This window comes from Mycolicibacterium xanthum (assembly GCF_019710635.1).
In the GTDB taxonomy this organism is placed as follows: domain Bacteria; phylum Actinomycetota; class Actinomycetes; order Mycobacteriales; family Mycobacteriaceae; genus Mycobacterium; species Mycobacterium xanthum.
On the sequence record NZ_JAIFZS010000038.1, the window covers coordinates 57,783 to 76,094 of the forward strand.

Annotated in this window: 26 protein-coding genes and 2 pseudogenes; 18 read left to right on the forward strand and 10 right to left on the reverse strand. The window is 66.3% G+C overall.

Features of this window, described 5'->3' with window-relative positions; genetic code table 11:
• Positions 1-8 precede the first annotated feature (8 nt).
• Both JDV09_RS15255 and JDV09_RS15260 read left to right on the forward strand, forming a co-directional pair.
• On the forward strand, positions 9-686 hold the full coding sequence (locus JDV09_RS15255) for a guanylate cyclase (RefSeq protein ID WP_221370069.1): 678 nt from the start codon (positions 9-11) through the stop codon (positions 684-686).
• Positions 687-778: 92 nt separating this feature from the next.
• On the forward strand, positions 779-1,348 hold the full coding sequence (locus tag JDV09_RS15260) for a hypothetical protein (protein ID WP_221369981.1): 570 nt from the start codon (positions 779-781) through the stop codon (positions 1,346-1,348).
• Between the two features lie 5 nt (positions 1,349-1,353).
• On the opposite strand, the gene JDV09_RS15265 is transcribed toward JDV09_RS15260, so the two are convergent.
• On the reverse strand, positions 1,354-1,584 hold the full coding sequence (locus tag JDV09_RS15265) for a hypothetical protein (protein ID WP_221369982.1): 231 nt from the start codon (positions 1,582-1,584) through the stop codon (positions 1,354-1,356).
• Positions 1,585-1,681: 97 nt separating this feature from the next.
• Between JDV09_RS15265 and JDV09_RS15270 the strand changes: the two genes are divergently transcribed.
• Positions 1,682-2,623 (forward strand): Vgb family protein, encoded by a 942-nt coding sequence (locus JDV09_RS15270; RefSeq protein WP_221369983.1) that lies wholly within the window; start codon positions 1,682-1,684, stop codon positions 2,621-2,623.
• Between the two features lie 66 nt (positions 2,624-2,689).
• On the forward strand, positions 2,690-2,950 hold the full coding sequence (locus tag JDV09_RS15275) for a hypothetical protein (RefSeq protein WP_221369984.1): 261 nt from the start codon (positions 2,690-2,692) through the stop codon (positions 2,948-2,950).
• On the opposite strand, the gene JDV09_RS15280 is transcribed toward JDV09_RS15275, so the two are convergent.
• The 4 genes from JDV09_RS15280 to JDV09_RS15295 form a co-directional block, all read right to left on the reverse strand.
• The gene (locus JDV09_RS15280) at positions 2,912-3,661 is read right to left on the reverse strand and encodes a nitroreductase/quinone reductase family protein (RefSeq protein WP_221369985.1); all 750 of its coding nucleotides are present in this window, start codon (positions 3,659-3,661) and stop codon (positions 2,912-2,914) included. The genes JDV09_RS15275 and JDV09_RS15280 overlap by 39 nt on opposite strands.
• Positions 3,662-3,669: 8 nt before the next feature.
• Positions 3,670-4,917 carry a serine hydrolase domain-containing protein gene (locus tag JDV09_RS15285; RefSeq protein ID WP_221369986.1) on the reverse strand — a complete coding sequence of 416 codons (1,248 nt, stop codon included), beginning with the start codon at positions 4,915-4,917 and terminating at the stop codon, positions 3,670-3,672.
• Between the two features lie 99 nt (positions 4,918-5,016).
• Positions 5,017-5,307, reverse strand: a complete 291-nt coding sequence (locus JDV09_RS15290; protein WP_221369987.1) for a hypothetical protein — start codon at positions 5,305-5,307, stop codon at positions 5,017-5,019.
• Positions 5,308-5,388: 81 nt separating this feature from the next.
• Positions 5,389-6,135: a class I SAM-dependent methyltransferase gene (locus JDV09_RS15295; RefSeq protein ID WP_221369988.1), complete on the reverse strand. Its 747-nt coding sequence runs from the start codon at positions 6,133-6,135 to the stop codon at positions 5,389-5,391.
• Positions 6,136-6,307: 172 nt separating this feature from the next.
• Between JDV09_RS15295 and JDV09_RS15300 the strand changes: the two genes are divergently transcribed.
• Positions 6,308-6,808, forward strand: coding sequence for a nitroreductase/quinone reductase family protein (locus tag JDV09_RS15300; RefSeq protein WP_221369989.1), 501 nt, complete (start codon positions 6,308-6,310; stop codon positions 6,806-6,808).
• Positions 6,809-6,865: 57 nt separating this feature from the next.
• Here JDV09_RS15300 and JDV09_RS15305 read toward each other — a convergent pair.
• The 5 genes and pseudogenes from JDV09_RS15305 to JDV09_RS15320 form a co-directional block, all read right to left on the reverse strand.
• Positions 6,866-7,104: pseudogene (locus JDV09_RS15305) on the reverse strand (SDR family oxidoreductase); the annotation flags it as partial.
• Positions 7,105-7,239: 135 nt separating this feature from the next.
• A pseudogene (locus JDV09_RS27500) lies at positions 7,240-7,368 on the reverse strand (DUF5615 family PIN-like protein); the annotation flags it as partial.
• Positions 7,369-7,373: 5 nt separating this feature from the next.
• A complete protein-coding gene (locus tag JDV09_RS15310; protein WP_221369991.1) occupies positions 7,374-7,607 on the reverse strand; it encodes a DUF433 domain-containing protein in 234 nt (77 codons plus the stop codon).
• Positions 7,608-7,720: 113 nt separating this feature from the next.
• On the reverse strand, positions 7,721-7,984 hold the full coding sequence (locus JDV09_RS15315; RefSeq protein ID WP_221369992.1) for a type II toxin-antitoxin system RelE family toxin: 264 nt from the start codon (positions 7,982-7,984) through the stop codon (positions 7,721-7,723).
• A complete protein-coding gene (locus JDV09_RS15320; protein WP_221369993.1) occupies positions 7,981-8,265 on the reverse strand; it encodes a type II toxin-antitoxin system Phd/YefM family antitoxin in 285 nt (94 codons plus the stop codon). The genes JDV09_RS15315 and JDV09_RS15320 overlap by 4 nt, the downstream gene beginning before the upstream one ends.
• A 112-nt stretch (positions 8,266-8,377) precedes the next feature.
• Between JDV09_RS15320 and JDV09_RS15325 the strand changes: the two genes are divergently transcribed.
• From JDV09_RS15325 to JDV09_RS15385, 13 genes are all read left to right on the forward strand, one after another.
• The gene (locus tag JDV09_RS15325; protein WP_221369994.1) at positions 8,378-9,739 is read left to right on the forward strand and encodes a recombinase family protein; all 1,362 of its coding nucleotides are present in this window, start codon (positions 8,378-8,380) and stop codon (positions 9,737-9,739) included.
• On the forward strand, positions 9,736-10,071 hold the full coding sequence (locus JDV09_RS15330; RefSeq protein ID WP_221369995.1) for a hypothetical protein: 336 nt from the start codon (positions 9,736-9,738) through the stop codon (positions 10,069-10,071). The genes JDV09_RS15325 and JDV09_RS15330 overlap by 4 nt, the downstream gene beginning before the upstream one ends.
• Before the next feature lie 99 nt (positions 10,072-10,170).
• A complete protein-coding gene (locus JDV09_RS15335; protein ID WP_221369996.1) occupies positions 10,171-10,404 on the forward strand; it encodes a hypothetical protein in 234 nt (77 codons plus the stop codon).
• The gene (locus tag JDV09_RS26850) at positions 10,405-10,803 is read left to right on the forward strand and encodes a hypothetical protein (RefSeq protein WP_255605414.1); all 399 of its coding nucleotides are present in this window, start codon (positions 10,405-10,407) and stop codon (positions 10,801-10,803) included.
• Positions 10,800-11,558, forward strand: coding sequence for a hypothetical protein (locus JDV09_RS15345; protein ID WP_221369997.1), 759 nt, complete (start codon positions 10,800-10,802; stop codon positions 11,556-11,558). Before JDV09_RS26850 ends, JDV09_RS15345 begins: the two co-directional genes overlap by 4 nt.
• A gap of 451 nt (positions 11,559-12,009) precedes the next feature.
• Positions 12,010-13,389, forward strand: a complete 1,380-nt coding sequence (locus tag JDV09_RS15350; RefSeq protein WP_221369998.1) for a P-loop NTPase family protein — start codon at positions 12,010-12,012, stop codon at positions 13,387-13,389.
• Complete coding sequence (locus JDV09_RS15355; RefSeq protein WP_308124139.1) at positions 13,386-13,544, forward strand: DUF4326 domain-containing protein; 159 nt, start codon at positions 13,386-13,388, stop codon at positions 13,542-13,544. The genes JDV09_RS15350 and JDV09_RS15355 overlap by 4 nt, the downstream gene beginning before the upstream one ends.
• The gene (locus JDV09_RS15360) at positions 13,545-13,850 is read left to right on the forward strand and encodes a helix-turn-helix domain-containing protein (protein WP_221369999.1); all 306 of its coding nucleotides are present in this window, start codon (positions 13,545-13,547) and stop codon (positions 13,848-13,850) included.
• Positions 13,851-13,852: 2 nt separating this feature from the next.
• A complete protein-coding gene (locus JDV09_RS15365) occupies positions 13,853-14,107 on the forward strand; it encodes a hypothetical protein (RefSeq protein ID WP_221370000.1) in 255 nt (84 codons plus the stop codon).
• Positions 14,107-14,850, forward strand: a complete 744-nt coding sequence (locus JDV09_RS15370; RefSeq protein WP_221370001.1) for a hypothetical protein — start codon at positions 14,107-14,109, stop codon at positions 14,848-14,850. Before JDV09_RS15365 ends, JDV09_RS15370 begins: the two co-directional genes overlap by 1 nt.
• Before the next feature lie 103 nt (positions 14,851-14,953).
• Entirely contained in the window at positions 14,954-15,217 is a 264-nt protein-coding gene (locus JDV09_RS15375; protein ID WP_255605415.1) for a DUF4349 domain-containing protein, read from the forward strand.
• The gene (locus JDV09_RS15380) at positions 15,141-16,583 is read left to right on the forward strand and encodes a terminase large subunit domain-containing protein (protein ID WP_221370002.1); all 1,443 of its coding nucleotides are present in this window, start codon (positions 15,141-15,143) and stop codon (positions 16,581-16,583) included. Before JDV09_RS15375 ends, JDV09_RS15380 begins: the two co-directional genes overlap by 77 nt.
• 169 nt (positions 16,584-16,752) lie before the next feature.
• Complete coding sequence (locus JDV09_RS15385) at positions 16,753-17,361, forward strand: DUF7341 domain-containing protein (protein ID WP_221370003.1); 609 nt, start codon at positions 16,753-16,755, stop codon at positions 17,359-17,361.
• Positions 17,362-18,312: the final 951 nt, after the last annotated feature.

An 18,312-nucleotide genomic window follows, 5' to 3' on the forward strand; every position in this document is an offset into this window, starting at 1 on the left:
CAACCACGGTGTCGTTGGAACGCGCACTGGAAGAGACCCGTACCGGCGATGTCTGGCTGTTCCGCGGCCGATCGGGCCCGGACCGCGCCATCCAGTCGTTGACCAACAGCCCGGTCAACCACGTCGGGATGACCGTCGCGATCGACGACCTTCCGCCGCTGATCTGGCACGCCGAGTTGGGCGACAAGCTGATCGATCTGTGGACCGGTACCAACCACCGCGGGGTCCAGCTCAACGACCTGCGCCAGGCGGTCGATCGGTGGGTGCACAGCTATGACCAGCGCTGCTGGCTGCGCCAGCTGACCCCACCCGCCAATCGCGAGCAGGAGGATCGCATGCTGCGGGTCATCGCCCGGATGGACGGCACGCCGTTTCCCACGGCGGCACGCCTCACCGGCCGCTGGATGCGCGGCCGGCTCCCCACCGTCAGCGACTTCACCCGTGGAATTCCCTTCGTGCACAGAAAGGTTCGCGAGTCGGCCGAGCGGCGCAAAGTCGAACGCTCCAAGGTCGGGCTGGAGACCGCCTACTGTGCGGAGACGGTGGCCATCACCTACCAGGAGATGGGCCTGCTCGACACGGAGAAGAACTTCAACTGGTTCGATCCGGGGTCCTTCTGGAGCGGTGACTCGCTGCCACTGACCGACGGGTACCGGCTCGGCGACGAGATCGCCGTCGTCGACTGAGCGAAACGCCGACCGATATCACGCGATTGCCCCAGCTCAAGTGGTTTGCTGTGGGACAGCGCAGCCGTTCGGAAGCGTGAGGGAGTGCAGCCATGCCGACTTTGACCGACAACCCACCCGCGCAGGACATCCCGCAGCGGAACCTGCTCACGTCCAAGGCGTCCGCCCTCTCGATCGTGCTCGCTTCCGTAGCCACGCTGGCCATCGTCTTCCTGATCGTCAACTCCTCCAGTGGTCCGTCCACGCAGGTGCAATCGGTTCCCGCACAACCGGATACCGTCTCGCAATGGGTGGCCGCGCCCGCCAAACCGGCCCTACCGACCGTTGCAGAGCCACCGCCCGCGCCCGTCGGCCCCGCCACCGACGTCCGTGGTTTCGTCGACTCGGAGGCCCGCTGCGATCCGGGCGAGCGGGCGGCCGCGATCGCGCGTACGGCCCGCTCGGTGATGGTGGTGTGCGACGATTCCGGCTCGTACCGGTACCGGGGGATCCGGCTGCGCGACGGAGCCTTCCTGGAGCTCGACGATGTACGGCCCTTCGGGGCCGGATTCGAAGCCCATAACGGGGGCACCACCTACCGGCTGTCTCCGACCGAGCTGGTCGTGCTCAACGGCGAGTCGCTGCAGAGCCGTGACGCCATCCTGGAGTTCCGGGTGGGCTGAGGCGCTCAGCCCCCTCCGCCGCATCCACCACCACATCCACCGCCGCCGGGGTTACCGAGGCCGCCATCGTGGGTGGCGCCGCCCAGATTGCCGCCCGCTCCGTAGTTCGGCGTGCCGGCCGACCATCGACCGGTGCCCGGCATCGAGCCCGCGGACAACGCGAGCCACCAGTTCTTCGGCGGCCACAGCCACCACAACCGACCCGAGCCGACCGGCTCCGCCACCTCGTCGCTCATCCCCGCCCCTCCCCGATGAAAAAGCGTAGACCTGCGGCGCCCTTTCCGTCACTCCTGAATCCTCACCCACCGGGGCCCGACCGACTACGATCTCGGCGTGGCAGCGATCGCCGTGTACAACGACGCCGGGTTCAATGCGCCCTCGGGAATCATCGCTGCGGCCGGCGACATCTGGTTCACCAACATCGCCGACCATCGCGTCGGACGCATCCGCAACGGTTCGGTCGAGTTCTTCGCCGACCCGTCCGGGGCAGTGAAGTTGCCCGCCAACATCTTTCCCGGCTCCGACGGGCGGGTGTGGTTCACCAGCCTGGGCTCGGACGCCCTCGGCGCCATCGACCCCGCCGCCGCGGATCCGGCATCGACGATCACCACCTATCCCCTGCCGCCCGGCAGCCGACCGGTGGCGCTGAAATCCGGTCCCGACCATCGGCTCTGGTTCTCGCTGCGCGGCACCGATTCGATCGGATCGATCGATCCGCGGGCCCCCGGCCCGATCGACACCCTGCGGGTGTTCCAGTCACCCGACATCGCAGGCCCCGCAGCACTGTTCGTCACCACCGACGGCCTGGTGTGGTGGGTCAACTCCACGACCGACACCGTGGGCTCACTGAACCCCACCACCTCGACGGTCGTCGCGATCGGCGATCTGCCCGGCAGCCCGCGGGCCTGGACGCAGACCCCCGACGGGATGCTGTGGCTGACCATCCGGGATCCAGCAGGGATCATGTGCTTCGATCCGGCCGATCCGGCCGCGAGCATGCGGCACGCCACCGACGGACGATTGCGAGAACCCGACGGCGTGTGGGCCGGTGTGGACGGCGCGGTGTGGTTCGCCGACACCGCCGCCAACGTGATCGTGCGCTACCAACCGGGAGTGCAGGGATCCGCCGGGTTTCGGCTCATCGGCGGCCCACCCGAGGTGGACGGCCCGTTCGACATCAAGGCCGGACCGGACCCGGCGGACGGGTACCTGTGGTTCACCAACAAGGGCGGAAACTCGATCGGCCGGATTGCGGTTGCCGCGCGGCTGAACTGACCGCGGGCACCGAGGTGTGCCGCAATCGTGACCTGTCCGCGACCGTGGAGCGGCAGGCTCATCGTCATGACGTCGGTCGCGGTGATGGTCGGGCTGGTGTCCGCGCTCTGGATCGGATTCCTGCTCGGGCGCCACACCCGGCCCGGCACGCAGACCTGGCGACAACGCACCACGCGCAGCGCCCTGGGCCGGCAGGCCGTCGTGCTCATGGTGCTGGTCGCGGCGAACACGCTGCAGCGCAGACTGCCGATGCCCGGCCGGCACCGGCCGGCGACGCCCCTCGACCGGCTACGCAGCGCCCGCCGCCGGCTGTCTGTCTATCGCTGAGTCCAGCTGTCGCGGGCACCGGCGGCGTGGTGGCGTGCCGTCGGAAGTCCTTGCCGTCACCCGGCGGTGCGCCGACGATCTCCGCGAATCTGTGGTTCGCCCAGGCAAAGACCTGCCGACCGGGCGGCTCGGCTGCACACACTGGGCGATTCTGACCGGGGATGTGACGGCGAGTGCGTCCCCCTCCGGGTCGGATCGGCCCGCGTCGGTCGGGGTGAATGCCAGCAGTGGTATCGCACGCTCCCCGGCCGACGCCTCGTACCGTGGGTAGCCGGGGTTCCAGTGTTTGGCCAGCGCCCACAGCCGGTCGTAGTCCGCGCCACCGACCTCCTCGCCGACGAACCGGCCCTCGAAGCCGCCCGCGCTGAGCGTGACCGTGGGGTTGGCCCGAACGTTGTGATACCAGGCGGGGTGCCGGGTTCCGCCGTAGTTGGAGGCGATCAGGATCACCCGGTCAGCGTCGGTGAAGTAGATCAGCGGCGTGGTGCGCACGATGCCCGACTTGGCGCCGGTGTGCGTCAGCAGCAGGAACCGGGGCCAGGTGCCGATCGAGCTGACGCGGCCCCGGGTGGCGCGCATCAACACCGGATCGATGCGCGGGGAGATGTGCCGGAGATACCACTGGCCGGCCGGCGCCATCGCGACCTTGCCGATCGACCGTTTCAGAAGGCCGGCGCTGTCGGTGCTGGGATCGACTTCGGGGATGGGCATGGTGGATTTCACCTCGTCTGGCTCGTCAGGTGCAGTCCGGTGTAGATCTCGTCGAGTACCGCGGGCAGCATGGCGTTCGCGGTCGTGCGGTGATCGGGTGAGAGCGTCAGATTCGTCCAGATGACCAGTGCCACATCGTTGTCCGGGTCATACCCCATGAACGAGTTGAACCCCGGAAGCTCCCCACCGTGGTAGTACATCGCGGCGTTCGGACCGAAGCGCTGATAGGAGATGCCGTAGCCGTACTGCTGGCCGCCGACCGCATCGGGATCCTCGTCGCGCAGGCTGTCGAGCCACTGCTGCTGATGGTCCGCGTCGAACACCGCACCCGACACCAACGCCTTGATCCAGGTCGCGAGGTCGCCGGCGGTCGAGATGGCTCCCCCGGCGGCGGTGGCGTAGGAGGGGTTCTGGTGGGTGTAGTCGCGGGGTGCCAATGTCCCCGCTTCGGCGGCGGCCTGCAGGTCGGGCGGGTACGGATCGTCGACGAGGGCGTAGGAGCTTCCGCCGTACATGTAGCCGTGCGAATAGGGGGCGGGCAGCGACGCGTCGGCGGCGGCGGGCAACGAGGTCCGGTTCAGACCCACGGGGCCGAACAGCCGCGCCTGCAACTGTTCGGCCAGCGGGCGGCCGCCGACCTGCTCGGCGATCAGACCGAGCAGGACGTAGTTGGTGTTGTTGTACTCGTAGGAGGTGCCGGGCGGGAATTGCGGCGGGTGCGCGAACGCGATGTCGAGCACCTCCTGTGGCGTCCACACCTTTCCCGGGTCGGCGTCCAGCACGGCGGCGAACGCGGGGTCCTCGGTGTAGCCGTAGAGACCGCTGCGCATCGTCAACAACTCGGCGATGGTGATGTTCTCGCCGTTGGGCACACCTGGCACATAGTCCGACACCGGGTCACTGAATCTCAGCCTGCCGTCCTGGGCGAGCAGCACGATCAGCGCAGCGGTCATCGGCTTGGTGTTCGAAGCGATCCGGAAGTGGGTGCCAGCGGCCGGCGGGCTCGCGGCGCCGAGTTCGGTGGTGCCGACCGCGGCGGTGACCTCACCCTGGGGCGTGCGCACCAGCACCAGGGCACCGGGAACCGCCAGATCCTCGGTGGCCGCCTCGACGACGGACTGGAGCACCAACGGATCGATGGAGTTCAGCACGGGATCGGGCGCGGCGTTGGTTGCCGGGACAATCGCGGTGAGGCCAAGCACCAGCTCAGCGGCCAACAAACGGGAAACCAAGCGCTGGGTACCGCGGCCCTTCATCGTCGCCACCACCCCCGATCACGTGTTGTATCGAACGGTAGGACCGGTCACGGCAGGCGATATCGATTTGGCCGGAATCGGCGCACATTTCTCGCGGCGTCACGGCCGCGAACTCGCGGGCGGCTCGGGCGATGGGCGGCGGGCCTGCTCACGTAGGCGCCGTGCCTTGGCCTCGGCTCTGTTCGCCAGCAGGTAACGGCCGTTGACGACGAGTTCGACCAGCGCCATCGCGATCACGCCGATCGCCGCCCCCACGCCGGCCCCCACCAGCACCAGCTGCAATGTCGAACCGGACCCGCCCGCGCAACCGTGGACGCCGCAGCGCAGCGGCCCCAGACCCGCGGCGGCGATCGCGGCGGGGACGGCCGCGGCGTAGACGTATCTGACCATCCGGTGTGCCATCCCTACCCCCGATAGGACCGCCGAGACCCGCATTCTATCTGCGGAATCGCGTCAAACCGCGACTACCGCTCACACCGTGCCCCGGGCGGCCCACGCGGTGGCGGTGACGGTGAACGGTCCGTTGCCCAGGCGTTTCCGGGCCACCGCTTCGAGTCGGGCGCGGGCGTCATCACCGAGTCGCCGGACATAGTCACCGGCCGGACCGACACCGTAGGTGTAGGGCTCCCACCACTCCTCGAGGGTCGGGTGCACGACATCGACGGCAAGCGGGGTCTCTTCCACGGAGTGCAGGCCGGCCTCGTCGAACAGCCGGGACAGGTGCCCCCGGTGCGCTCCGGAAAGCAACCCTTCGTCCTCGGCATCCGGATCGATCTCGTGGACCGCATCCCAGAACGGCGCCAGGGCACCGGTCGGCCCGTCCCACACACATGCGGCGACCACACCGTCGCGCCGCGTCACTCGCGCCATCTGGCTCAGGCCGGCCACCGGATCCGCCATGAAGTGCACCACCAGTTGCGCGAGAGCCGCGTCGAATACCGCTGCGTCGTAGGGCAATTCCTCCGCCGTACCCAGGCGGGTGTCGATATCGGGGAAGCGCTCGTGGAGCGCCTCGACGAACGGCGGTGACGGATCGATCGCCGCGACCTCGGCTCCGGCCGAACGCAGATGCGCTGTCAGGGCGCCCGGTCCACAGCCGACATCGAGCACGCGATCACCCACGCCGACCCCGGCGAACGCCGCAAACACCGCCGCGAGGGGTCGCGCGTACCGGCCCATGAAGCGGTCGTAATCGTCTGCCGGGACCACGAAACTCACGGGTCAATGATGGCGCACACCATGGGGTTGCGGTGAGCAGATCGGCAACGCCGAAGCCGCCGAAACGACCACGCCATAACCGACTCGACGTGGAAGCGGGGTTCACCGCGTCGCCGCCGGACATGTAGCGGTAGTGTTTCGCCACCCAACGAGTCACAGTACGTTCGCACTCATGCCGCTGCATTATGTCGATCCGAACAAGAAACGCGGTGTGATCTACCGGGCCAACGAGTGGTTTTCGCGTACTCGTTTCGGACAGGCTTACGCGCTGGGTCCGGGCTCCCGGATCGACCCCTGGCTATTCCGTGCAACCAGAGGACGGTACCCGTGGATTCTGGGCGCGAACGCCACTGCCCCACTGAGGACCACCGGCGCGAGATCGGGCCGTCCGCGTGAGGTGCAGGTCAGCTACTTCCATGACGGTCCAGACCCAATTCTGGTTGCGTCCAACGGCGGTCGCGCCAACCACCCGCATTGGTATTACAACCTCAGGGCACAGCCGCAGTGTGAACTCGGCGATGAGAAGTTCCTTGCGGTCGAAGTGACCGATCCCGGCAAGCGGGCCAGATTGTTCGCTCTCGCCGACAGGGTCTACGCAGGCTATGCCGACTATCGCGACCAGACCGCCGCCATCGGCCGTCAGATCCCCATCGTCAGGCTCAAGGTGCGCTAACGAGCTGCCGCCCCACCGCCGGAACCGTTCCGATCGACCCGTGCTCATCGATGTCGATCACCGAAGAATGGTTCCGCCGTCGATGTTGATCACCTGGCCGTTGATCCATGACCCTTCGTCCGACATCAGGAGCGCCACCAATGCAGCGACGTCCTCGGGCTCGCCAACCCGCGGACTTCGAATCCGTCGCGATGCCGCGGACCCCAATTCCGGCCAGTGCGGCGCCACCGAATGGCTTCGTTAGCAGTGAAGCCCGGCGCCACGGCATTGCACCGAATGCCGTCCTTGCCCCGGGCAGGGTAAGCAATCCGGCGTTCGAGATGTTGCCGGTCGCAATGAGCAGAACGGCCCGCGGGCTTCCTACCGCCGTGTGCGCATACCTGGAGTCCACGTCCTTGGTGACGACGACAGCTCCGTCGGGTGTCGGCGAGGACCGCGATGTCGGAGTCGGAAACCATTAGTCCGCCGGGGAGGTCTTTCACGTGCACAGCCTCGTGCCCGCGATCAACAGAGAACGCGACCAGCCGCGGTGGAAGCTGTGCATCGACGACAAAACGCATGGCTGCTAGGGGAGGTTGCGCCGGCCGCCAGTGGCCGCCGCACCGTACACCAATGCAGCCAGGAGGTCTTCGCGCTCGAGGTAGGGGTAGTCCGCCAACACTTCGTCAAAGGTCATACCCGCGGCGAGCAGTTCGAGCACCGACTGCACCGATACCCGCATTCCCCGAATCGTCGGCTTGCCGTGCAGGATCGCCGGATCGACCGTGATCCGATCCAGACGACTATCTGCGCTCGACATGGCAACCATTGTGCACCCCTCGCCCAACTCATAGCGCCTACAGCACGAACGCTACGCAGAGCGGCCGACATCACCGTCGACCACACATCGAAGCCGAACCCCACCGGACCACGTCACCGATAGACATCACGGCGGTGGGCGATGTGGATGAAGCGCACGACCACCCGGTCATCGAAAATCTGATAGATCAACCGGAATTCGCCGCGGCGCGCGGAGTACTTGCCCTCCAATCGGTGGCGCAAAGGCTTGCCGACGCGGTACGGATCCTCGGATAGCGGACCTCGAATGAATTCCCAACAAGCGACGGCGACCGCTTCAGGCAGGGATTCGGTCAGTGCCTTCTTCGCGGCTCTGGTCAACTCAATTCGATAGGTCACCGGGGCAGCCGCCCGGCGGCGCGCATCTCCTCTGTCACCTCGTCGAGCGTGTAGACCTCGCCACCTTCGGCGTCGGCTTCGGCTTCGCGAACGTCACGCATCAACTCTTGATCGCTGAGGATCGCGAGGGTTTCCATTATCGAGTCATAATCGTCGGCGCTGAGGATCACCGCTGCCCGACGACCTTGGCGGGTGACCTCAATGCGCTGGTGGGTGCGCACCGCATCGTCCACGAGCTTGGAAAGATTGGCCCGCACCTCGGCCAGCGGAAGCGTCGACATGTACAGAATTCTAGCGTGAATGCACGGGTGCGCCACGAGCACTTCGCCGCTTCACCAACTACACGTTGAAGCGGAACTCCACCAAGATACACCGTCATGCAACAATAGGGCTATGGGTAAGGAACTCCGGACCGCGATCTACACCCGTGTCAGCGCCGACCACACCGGCGAACAACTCACCGTCACCCGCAACGAAGAGGACTGCTACCGCCTCGCCGAACAGCGTGGCTGGCCGGTAGTTGCGACGTTCACCGACAACTCCATCACCGCGACCGGTAAGAAGCACCGCCCCGCCTTCACCGCGCTACTCGAAGCCATCGACGGCGGCGAGATCGACGCGGTGGTGTCCTGGTCGCTGGATCGGTTGGCCCGCAACGCCCGTGATCGCCTCGCACTGGTTGAAGCCTGCCAGCAGCGCGGCACGATCATCTCGCTGGTGAAGGGCTCCGACATGGACCCCACCACCGCATCCGGGCGGATGGTCATCGGTGTGCTCGGCGAAGTCGCGCAGATGGAGATCGGGTTGAAGTCCGAACGCCAGACCGCCGCCGCCCGACAACGCTCCAAACTGGGCCGCCCACCGCTGGGTGTGCGGTTGACCGGCTATACCGCCAAAGGTGAGACGGTGCCCGACGAGGCCGAACTGGTGCGCCGCATCTTCAAGATGTTCTACAGCGGGGAGTCGCTGCGATCCATCGCACGACTGCTCACCGAGGAAGGCCAGGCCACCCGTCGCGGCACACCGTGGAACCCGTCGACAATCCGCACCATCCTGACCAACCCGCGCTACGCCGGCCGAGCCGTCTACCAAGGCCAAACCACCGGAGAAACCGGCAATTGGGAGCCGCTGGTGACCGCGGAGATGTTCGACGTGATCCAGGCGCGACTCAACGATCCCCGCCGCACTTCCAACCGGGAAGGCACCGACCGGAAACACCTCGGCTCGGGTTTGTTCCTGTGCGCGGTATGCAAGCAGCCGTGTTCCAGTTGGAGCGGCGGTCGATACCGCTGCAAGGCCGGTCACGTCAACCGTTCCCGCGCCCAGGTCGACGGGTTCGTGACGCTTGTTGTCGCCGAACGTATCCGGACCGCCGGGAAGAAGATCGCCGCCCGCATGAAAGCTGACAAGAGCCCGTCGGCTCCGCTCGTCACCGAACTGGACAAACTGCGGGACCGCAAGAAGCGGATCGAATCGGACTACGACGCCGACCTGATCGACGGCCGCCGTTACGCCGCGGCGATGGAGCGGGTGGGGATCGAGATCGGGCAGGTGCAGCAGAAGATGGCCGCCGACACCGACAACGCCGCCCTGGCCGATGTGCTGGCCGCCAACGATCCACCACAGGCGTTCCTCGATGCGTCCCTGATGGGTCAGCGCGCGATCATCGGCGCGCTGGTGACCGTCGAACTGCATAAAGCGGCCCGCGGCTCCAGAACTTTCGACCCGACCAGCGTGGAGATCACCCCAAAATGAGCGACCCGACCACGATGCGGATCTTCTGCGACGACCCCAAACACGCCCGCGGGAAGATCGCCGAGATCGACACCCTGACACGGATCGAGGACGGCGAGTGGATCACCAACGAACAACTCATCGCGAAGGGGCGCCCCCGGCAGCACGGTTGGCGGGCCGCCAATCAGCCATGGGGCGGTTTCCGACATGCGTATGAGTGCAGGCTGTGCGGAACACGGCTGTCGTGCAGTCCGAAACGGTTGAACGGGATGCTCGACGGGTTCGCTCAACACGGCTACCAGCAAGTCACGCTACGAGCACTTGTGCTGCTAGCATCGACACCACGGTGTTGACACCGTAGCGACCGGCGGCGCATTACCAGCCGGAATCGCCTCCCTGCCAATTGCGGCTCCGACGGGAGGGTCATACGACCCTGCCCAGGAGCACCGCCAATGGCTCTCACACAAGCCAAAGCCCACTATCGCGGCAAGATCGGCGCGATCACCCGCGCCATCCGCGCCGGCGAACGCCAACCAGACGACCCCGAACTCACCGAAGCGCGGCAGAAACTCGCCGCCGAAGGGCTCAACGAATACGCCCGCGGCCTCGTCGCGAAATGGCCCCCGCTGAGCGATGAGCAGATCGCGACCGTCGCCGACATCCTCCGCAACGGCGGTGCAGCATAGATGCCTGAGAAAGATGAAGCCCAGGCGCTCGGCCTGGGCGACACCATCACTGAATTCACCACCACCGCCGAGCACCACCAAGGCGGCTACACGCATGATACCGCCCGGCGCCGTCAGTGCGCGGACTACGCGACCGGGTTGCGTCGTCGGCGCGCCGCATCCAGGCGCCTGGAAGCTCTCGAGCACGTCCGGATGTCCGATCCGTGGCGGCCGTGGCGACCCGAGACGCTGTCGGATAAGCAGCTCGATGGTGCTGCGGCTGCGGCGAAGTGCCTAGCCGAGGCCGGATTGGCACCGTTGTTCGACGCCGAGACGCTGCGCGGACTGTGGCGGCGCGGCGGCGACCACCGTGTGCTCGCCGAAGAACTGCACCGGCTGGCGGACGGGGTGGTCGCATGAGTGAGGTAGCCCTGTCCACCGCTGACGCGGTGTTGTCCACTGCTGACGCGGAACGCCTGGATCGTCGGATCAGGTTGTTGACCAACAGCATCGGCGAGAGCCTGTCGAAGCTGTACGCCTTGGTCGAGGAAGCGAAGGCCGGCCAGATACATGTGGCGCTCGGGTATGCGTCGTGGACGGCCTATGTCGCGGACGCTTGCAAGATCCATGTGCGGATCGACCGGGATCAGCGCCGCGAGATCGTCGGCTGGCTGTCCGGTGAGGGCATGTCGCAGCGCGCCGTCGCTGATGTCGTCGGATCGAGCGTTGCCACCGTGAACGCTGATCTAGGTGTTCAGAACCGAACACCTGAACCTGATGCGGGTAACCCGGTGTCCGAGCTTGTCGATGCTGTCGTTGATGAGGCACGCCAGCAAGGGGATACCAGCGACGAGAACATCGCCAGGATCGTCGCCGACGCATTCGACGGGGATCAGAAGACGACCGGGGTCGACGGGAAGCAGTACCCGCAGAAACCACGCAACCCGAAACCGGACCCGTCCCCTGCGACATTCGCTCGTCTGATGTGCAGACTAGCGAAGCTCAACCGCATCGCTAGCGAGTGCTCGGACATCGCCGAGGCTCTGAACTTCAACGCTGACGTGAATTGGTGCGGACTGGTCTACACCCCTACTGAACAGCACGACAGCGCCGCTGCTTTGGCTGACGGACTGGTGGCGGCAGCCGACCGCATTGCCAAGGCGGTGAGCAAGTGAGGCTTGAGTGGCAACTCCACCGCCGTCAGGTGACCCGCACGGTCCAGGTCTTCTACTGCACCAAGTGCGGCCAGGAATGCGTCTTCACATGGCGCCGAGCATGGTGCGATACCGAGGGGAACCTGACGTGTGGGTTCTGTTCACGCTATGAGTTCCGGCTGTGCCGGCGCTGCTGTCAGCCACGCCGAGCCGGACACGACAAGTCCAGCGACTTCTACAGTCGCCGCACGTCGTACCCAACCGCGGGAACCATCTGTAACGGCTGCCGGTCAGAAGAACATCCGAGTTCACCCGTTCCGCGCGAGTGTGGTTGGTGTGAAGGGGCTTTCGCGCCGCGGCGCTCCGACGCGCGGTACTGCTCGGCCAAATGCCGGGTGGCGGCGCACCGTGCAACGCGGAAATTGTTAGTTTCTAAACAGGTAGCCGTTACGGGTGCCGGGGCGGTGATCGCGTGACTGACGATCTTGACCGCTCCGACGAACTGCTCCAACTCATCGCCGACGATGCCCGCCGCGATCAGGCAGTCCGCAACGGGCACCACCCCGACGATCACGGACCCGATGAACCGCCACCCGACGACGGCGACCACTACCGCGGCGACGACGACAGATCCTCTTCCAGACCGGAAGATGATCTGCCCGAGCCGACCACCTGGGAACCGCTCGATCTCGGCCCGCACCTTCTCGGCGAAATCACCCAACCGCAACCGTCGATCGGCGCCGTCCGCAGCGACGGCCTGCGGATGATCTACCCCGGCCGCGAACACGCAATCCTCGGCGAAACCGAATCAGGCAAAACGTGGTTCGCGCTGGCATGCGTCGCAGCCGAACTGGCCGCCGGCAACACCGTGGTCTACATCCACTTCGAGGAATCCGACCCCGGCTCCACCATCGAACGGCTACGCCTGCTCGGCGTGGACACGGCGCTGATCGCCTCCCGACTGCTGTTCGTGGCGCCCGGCCGCCCCGCCCGCGCCGAATGGATACGACCGCTGATCGAATCACGGCCCACGCTGGTCGTCCTCGACGGCGTGAACGAAGCCATGTCGCTGATCGGCGCGGACATCATGGCCGCAGACGGCGCCGCGAACTTCCGGCGGCTGCTGGTGACCCCGTTCCTCAAGAACAGGGCGTGCACGCTGGCGTGCGACCATCTGCCCAAGAACGTGGAGGGCCGCGGCCGCGACGCCTACGGCTCGGTGCACAAGGGCAACGCGATCGACGGCGCCCGGTTCGTGATGGAGAACGTCGCACCGTTCGGCCGGCGGATGCGTGGCCGGTCCAACGTGTTCGTCACCAAGGACCGGCCCGGGCAGCTCCGCGCACACGGCAAGCCGACGAAACTGCCCGGCAAGACCTTCGTCGGCACATTCGTCGTGGACGACTCCGAAACGGTCGGCCCCGACTTCACCGTGCGGTTCTTCGCTCCCAAAGACGACCAGGACGACGACAGCAGTTCCGGCGACGCGGCCACCACCCCGCTCATGGAGGCGCTGTGGACCAGCGTGTTCAATCGCGGCTCGGTGTCGTCACGGTCACAGATCATCGCCGCCGCCCAAAACGACAGGCACAAGTTCCGGCGCGCCGACGCGTTCGACGCGATCAACCGACTGTTCGACCTTGAACGGCTGCGTGATGTCCGAGACGGGACGAAGAAGGCGATCGAAGCCGTCGAAAACGGTTCCCAGAAATCCGGTTCCAAACCGGTTCCCGAAAACGGTTCCGGTTCCGGTTCCCCTAAGGGAGGGAACCGGGAACCGATACCGGTTCCCGGTTCCCGGAACCGGTGGGAACCGATGGGAACCGATGAGGAAGCGGAGGACGAACAGTGATACCGCAACGTATCCGGCTGCGCCGCACCAAAGGCTGGCGCAAACCCGACAGCACCATCGTGGTCGCGCGCCCCACCCGTTGGGGCAACCCGTTTCCCGTCATCGTCGGCGACACCGTCGTCACCTACAGCGCCGGCATCGAGAAAGACGGCTAGATGTTGTCGGCGGCTGATCTGGCGGTGGCCCGCTCCGCGCTGCTGTGGGTGCGCCGCCAGGTCGCCGCACGCCACGAACCCACGGCCGCGCTGGACGCCACGATCACCGCGATCGACACCGCCCTCACTTCCGGGAACGGAAGTCCGGAACAGCCGCCCAGCCACACTGGATTCGTGGATGTCACGGAAGCTGCCCGACTGCTCGACGTGAGTGACCGCCATGTCCGCAACCTCGCCCCGCATATCGGCGGTATCAAGCACGCCGGCCGCTGGATCATCCCGAGATCTTCACTCCCCGAGGACTAGAAGTGACAAACCAAGACGATCAGGAACAGCCGCCCGCGGCGACGTTGGGTGATGTGCTCGACGCCGTCGTCGGCTCCATGACCACCGAACAATTCGAACAGCTCAAACAGCGCACCGGGCACGCCGAACTCCCACCGAAACAGAAAGCCGCAGAAGCCCTCGCCCGGCTCGTCAAGCACGGCAACCTCAACGCCGACAACCTGACCTTCGGCCAGGTCGCCGACACCCTGCACGAACGCCACGGAAGGGTCTGGTAATGCTCAAGTTCGACAACAGCGGCTTCGACGCGATCCAGGCGGCGCAATCCTTCGACCGGTTCGCCGTCGAGCTGCCCGACGATGCAGTCACCGCACTGCACAAGCTGATGGAACTGCGGCAGTCTCAGCCGGAAGATCCGCCCCGCGACACGGTCGCGCACCTGATCGCCGACTCCGCCAAGCCCAACGTCATCGACGCCGCGATCGCCGCGCATGTCGGCGCCAACCACCGCCAGCAGCAGCACCGGGTCGCCGAAACCCTCACCGGCCGCCGCGTGCTGGCCGCGATCATGGCCGACCGCGCACGACTCCACACCGAACTGGCTGTCACCGCCGACGAACTCATCGACCGGCTGCACCGCGCCGCCCTCATCACCGAATCCGTCGTCGACCTGGCCCGCGCGAAACGCCCCGACGACGCCCACCTGCTCGCCGTGATCGAATCCGACGCCGCCGAACTCAAAGACCTCTACGTTTTGCGCGACCGCTACCTCACCGCCGACGGCGCCCGCTGGTCCACCGGCTGGTGGTCCTGCCAGCACTGGCGCACACCGTGGGACCACGGCCACGTCGCCGACCACGACAGCAGCCAATGGGGTGCATGGCGGGCCGTCATCCGCGCCGGCGGGAACCTCTGGTTCGTGCCCATCGAGGAAGCCACCGCCGCATCCGCGAAGCATGAACCTAGCGGCCCCGACCTGATGACCCAACCGTTCAACCCGCGCAAGGGCACGTTCGTATGACACACACCAAATGTTTGCTACCGGGTGGGGTGCAACCCCTTGACCAGCATCAACGAAGCAGGCACAGGTTTGCTGTGATCTCTATAGACCCGGGCGGTTCCACATGGGCCTAGGCGACGTGGTCCGCGCCGGTGAGCGTCTGGAGAGCCTGCGGGCGCTGCGGGACCGGCTCGCAGACGAACTCGATGAGTGTTCCTCGAGCCGGGATGTGGCTGCGCTGTCGGCGCGGCTGGCCGATGTGCTCGAGCAGATCGAGAAGATTCCGACGACCGAGCAGGTGAGCAAGGCTGATGAAATCGCAGAGCGCCGCGCTGCCCGCCGGGGTGCAGGTTCCGCGAATCCGGCACGCGCCCCGCGTTCGGGCTAACGCCTGGGAGGACATCACCGAGTTGTGCGCTGCGTACGGCTTGGTGTTGGACCCTTGGCAGGAGGATGTTTTCGAGGGGGCGATGGGCGAACGCGCTGATGGCACGTTCGCCGCCCGCCAGATCGGGGTGTCCTGTAGCCGCCAGAACGGCAAGGGGGCGATCGCGGAGGCCCGTGCTCTGGCCGGTCTGCTGCTGTTCAACGAGGCGTTGATCATCCACTCCGCGCACGAGCTGGCGACGTCGGGTTTGGGGTTTCGCCGGCTGAAATCGTATTTCGACAATTACGACGATTTGGGCCGCAAGGTGGTCGCGCAGTCCGGCGCGTACGGGCGTGAGTATCTGCGGCTGCGTTCTGGGCAGGAGGTCAAGTTCGTCACCCGATCCAAGTCCGCGATTCGTGGATTTTCGGCTGATTGTCTGCTGCTGGACGAGGCGCAGATTCTGCAGGATGAGGCGTGGGAGGCGATTCTGTACACGGTGAGTGCGCGGCCGAATCATCAGATCTGGCTGTTGGGAACCCCACCGTTGTCGACTGCGGAGGGCGCGGTGTTCGCCCGGTTCCGTGCTCGCGGTTTGGACGGCAAGGATCGCCGGTCGGCGTGGTTTGAGTGGTCGGCGCCGGACGGCTGCGATCTGGACGATCCGGAGGCGTGGGCGGCGGCGAATCCGTCGCTGGGTCATCGCGTCACCTACGACAACGTGCTGGCTGAGCGCGGCGTGGCCACCGATGAGGGTTTCGGGCGGGAACGTCTGGGCATGTGGTCCGATGTTGGTACGCAGCGGGTGATTTCGGCGGATTCGTGGCGGGCGGTGGCCGACGCGAATCTTCGGGACGCGGGCAAGGATGTCGCCGTCGCCCTGGACGTCAGCCCGGATCGTTCGGTGGCGACGATCGCGTCGGCGGCCTGGACTGCCGACGGTCTGCCGTATGTGGATGTGGTGGAGTCACGCCGCGGGCAGCCGGATTGGGGTGTGCAGCGGTTCGTGGACATCTGCGGCCGCCACGAGGTTCGCGCCGTGGTGGTCGACGGCATGTCCGCGGCCAACACCCTGATCGACCCGCTGCAGCAGGCCGGGGTGACGGTGACGGTCACGACGGCCCGGCAGATGGCCGCCGCGTGCGGCGGCTTCTATGACGCCGTGATGGACGCCAAGATGCGGCACCTCGATCAGCCGCTGCTGAACACGGCGTTGTCGGTGGCCCGGAAGCGCCGGATCGGGGACAGCGGGTTCGGCTGGTCGCGTAAGGACTCCGAAGCGGACATCACCCCGGTGACGGCGGCGACGTTGGCGTTGTGGGCGTTGACGAGCTCGGAGGTCGCGGCCAAACCGAAACGGCGCAGCGGGAAGGCGACGTTCGTGTGAAGGCTTCGCCTGCTCTTTCAACTATGGGGTTGTTGGCAGGCGAAGGGCGGGGGCGGTGTGCGCGCCAAGAGGTTGAGCTTGGCTGCTGCACCCGCCCCCGTACACGAACACCCTGACCCACCCCGCAAATCTGGTACTTGCGTACCGTTTCGTGTCATTCTGACTCACGGTGATCGCGAACCCCGACGGTGCGCTGGCACCGGCTCTGCGCCGGCTGTCCGACGGTGTGCGCGCCCTGGCCGACCCGGTGCCCGAGTGGTCGCACGGCACGCTGCGGTGGTCTGATCCGGTTTACGACCGGTTGCGGGCCCGGTTGGCTGGTGGAGCGTTGTCGCGGTCAGGGTCGGCGTCGAAGTCGCGGCCACCGTGCAACGTCGCCGCGCTGGATTGGCTTGCCGAGGTTGACGGCGTGGTGGCGGGGTGGACACGCGACGGCAAGGGCACGACGGCGGCGCGGCTGCGCGCCCTGGTTGATTACGGCTGGCGGCCGATGGATGTCGAACAGATCGACGGTTACAGCGACCGGATCGAGCGGTGGGTGTTGACGGCGGTCGAGCTGCTCGGTGATGCGCCGATCATCGTGCCGCTGCGGATGCCGTGCCCGAGTTGCGGCTGCCGGTTCGCGTATCGGCGCGCTGACGATGGTGGGCATTTGCGTGTCGATGCGTTGTCGGTGGGCGAGTTCGGTGCGGGGTGCGCGGCGTGCCGGGCGAAATGGCCGCCGGCCGAGTTTCACTGGCTGGCGAGGCTGTTAGGTGTGCCCGCGTTGCCTGCCTGATCCTGGCCTGCCTTGACCATAGTTTTTACTGACCTCAGTAAAAACCTCGCCAACGCCTTGGGCGCGGAGTTTCGCGAGGGGGCGTAGGACACGCTCACCCGTCGGAGCAATTCCGTTTTCGCTTGGGAAACAGCCCGCCCGGACGCGCCGGTCGCCTTCGCGGCCTGCTCCCGAGACTTGCGTTCACGCTCCGATAACTGTGGCAGATCTGCCACAGTTTTCTGGTCGTCCTTGCGTGGCCTGCCTACCGGGTTGGTATCGCGGAATCTCCTGCAGATCTGCAGGAGTTTTCTGGTCGTCCTTGCGTGGCCGGCACCGTCCATGCTGGAAGAACTTCCACTATGGGTATGTCCGGTCCCTGCGCGCGGTGGGCGGCACGTCATGTACGGAGATCAACTCCGCAGTCACCACGACGGTCGTGATGACCGTAGGTCAACGTGTATATTATCAACGTTGACCCCATCGCCTGAGTGTTTGGTTGCCGAGAACGATGCGATGGTCTGGTGGGTGCGCCAGATCGTCAAGTCGCTCGTTCACACTAAAAGATTTAGTGTGAACGCGAAGCCGGTTCCGGCGAAGGGTGCGGTTGGGGCCGATCATCAAGTTTGGTCGTGAGACTAAAAGATTTAGTGTCGCGACCAAAGCGCAAGTCGCAGGGCGTGGGTGCGCCAGATCGTCAAGTCGCTCGTCGACACTAAAAGATTTAGTGTCACGGAGCGGGGCGGCTCTAACCAGAACGCCAACCGAGAGAGCAGCTACACGGCGAACCCGGACAAGCCGCCGATGGTCGCCCGCGCTTGCTGGTCTTGGACCGGTCGGGCCGCTTCGATGGCGACTTAGTACTAGGTACTAAGTCCCCACAATCTCGCAGCGCCGCAATGTCGTTGCGGATTGCGGACTGGCTGACGCCGAGCGCTTTCGGCGATGGAGATCTGCGCCCTGTCCCTGCGC

What these genes read in the sequence shown, in the direction of transcription:
- JDV09_RS15285 (WP_221369986.1), bottom strand. Translation starts at nt 4,917, where the DNA reads ATGAAGGGCCGCGGTACCCAGCGCTTGGTTTCCCGTTTGTTGGCCGCT.
- JDV09_RS15320 (WP_221369993.1), bottom strand. Translation starts at nt 8,265, where the DNA reads ATGTCGACGCTTCCGCTGGCCGAGGTGCGGGCCAATCTTTCCAAGCTC.
- JDV09_RS15375 (WP_255605415.1), top strand. Translation starts at nt 14,954, where the DNA reads ATGGGCCTAGGCGACGTGGTCCGCGCCGGTGAGCGTCTGGAGAGCCTG.
- JDV09_RS15330 (WP_221369995.1), top strand. Translation starts at nt 9,736, where the DNA reads ATGAGCGACCCGACCACGATGCGGATCTTCTGCGACGACCCCAAACAC.
- JDV09_RS15380 (WP_221370002.1), top strand. Translation starts at nt 15,141, where the DNA reads ATGAAATCGCAGAGCGCCGCGCTGCCCGCCGGGGTGCAGGTTCCGCGA.
- JDV09_RS15300 (WP_221369989.1), top strand. Translation starts at nt 6,308, where the DNA reads ATGCCGCTGCATTATGTCGATCCGAACAAGAAACGCGGTGTGATCTAC.
- JDV09_RS15335 (WP_221369996.1), top strand. Translation starts at nt 10,171, where the DNA reads ATGGCTCTCACACAAGCCAAAGCCCACTATCGCGGCAAGATCGGCGCG.
- JDV09_RS15260 (WP_221369981.1), top strand. Translation starts at nt 779, where the DNA reads ATGCCGACTTTGACCGACAACCCACCCGCGCAGGACATCCCGCAGCGG.
- JDV09_RS15360 (WP_221369999.1), top strand. Translation starts at nt 13,545, where the DNA reads ATGTTGTCGGCGGCTGATCTGGCGGTGGCCCGCTCCGCGCTGCTGTGG.
- JDV09_RS15310 (WP_221369991.1), bottom strand. Translation starts at nt 7,607, where the DNA reads ATGTCGAGCGCAGATAGTCGTCTGGATCGGATCACGGTCGATCCGGCG.
- JDV09_RS15290 (WP_221369987.1), bottom strand. Translation starts at nt 5,307, where the DNA reads ATGGTCAGATACGTCTACGCCGCGGCCGTCCCCGCCGCGATCGCCGCC.
- JDV09_RS15265 (WP_221369982.1), bottom strand. Translation starts at nt 1,584, where the DNA reads ATGAGCGACGAGGTGGCGGAGCCGGTCGGCTCGGGTCGGTTGTGGTGG.
- JDV09_RS15275 (WP_221369984.1), top strand. Translation starts at nt 2,690, where the DNA reads ATGACGTCGGTCGCGGTGATGGTCGGGCTGGTGTCCGCGCTCTGGATC.
- JDV09_RS15370 (WP_221370001.1), top strand. Translation starts at nt 14,107, where the DNA reads ATGCTCAAGTTCGACAACAGCGGCTTCGACGCGATCCAGGCGGCGCAA.
- JDV09_RS15280 (WP_221369985.1), bottom strand. Translation starts at nt 3,661, where the DNA reads ATGCCCATCCCCGAAGTCGATCCCAGCACCGACAGCGCCGGCCTTCTG.
- JDV09_RS15345 (WP_221369997.1), top strand. Translation starts at nt 10,800, where the DNA reads ATGAGTGAGGTAGCCCTGTCCACCGCTGACGCGGTGTTGTCCACTGCT.
- JDV09_RS15325 (WP_221369994.1), top strand. Translation starts at nt 8,378, where the DNA reads ATGGGTAAGGAACTCCGGACCGCGATCTACACCCGTGTCAGCGCCGAC.
- JDV09_RS26850 (WP_255605414.1), top strand. Translation starts at nt 10,405, where the DNA reads ATGCCTGAGAAAGATGAAGCCCAGGCGCTCGGCCTGGGCGACACCATC.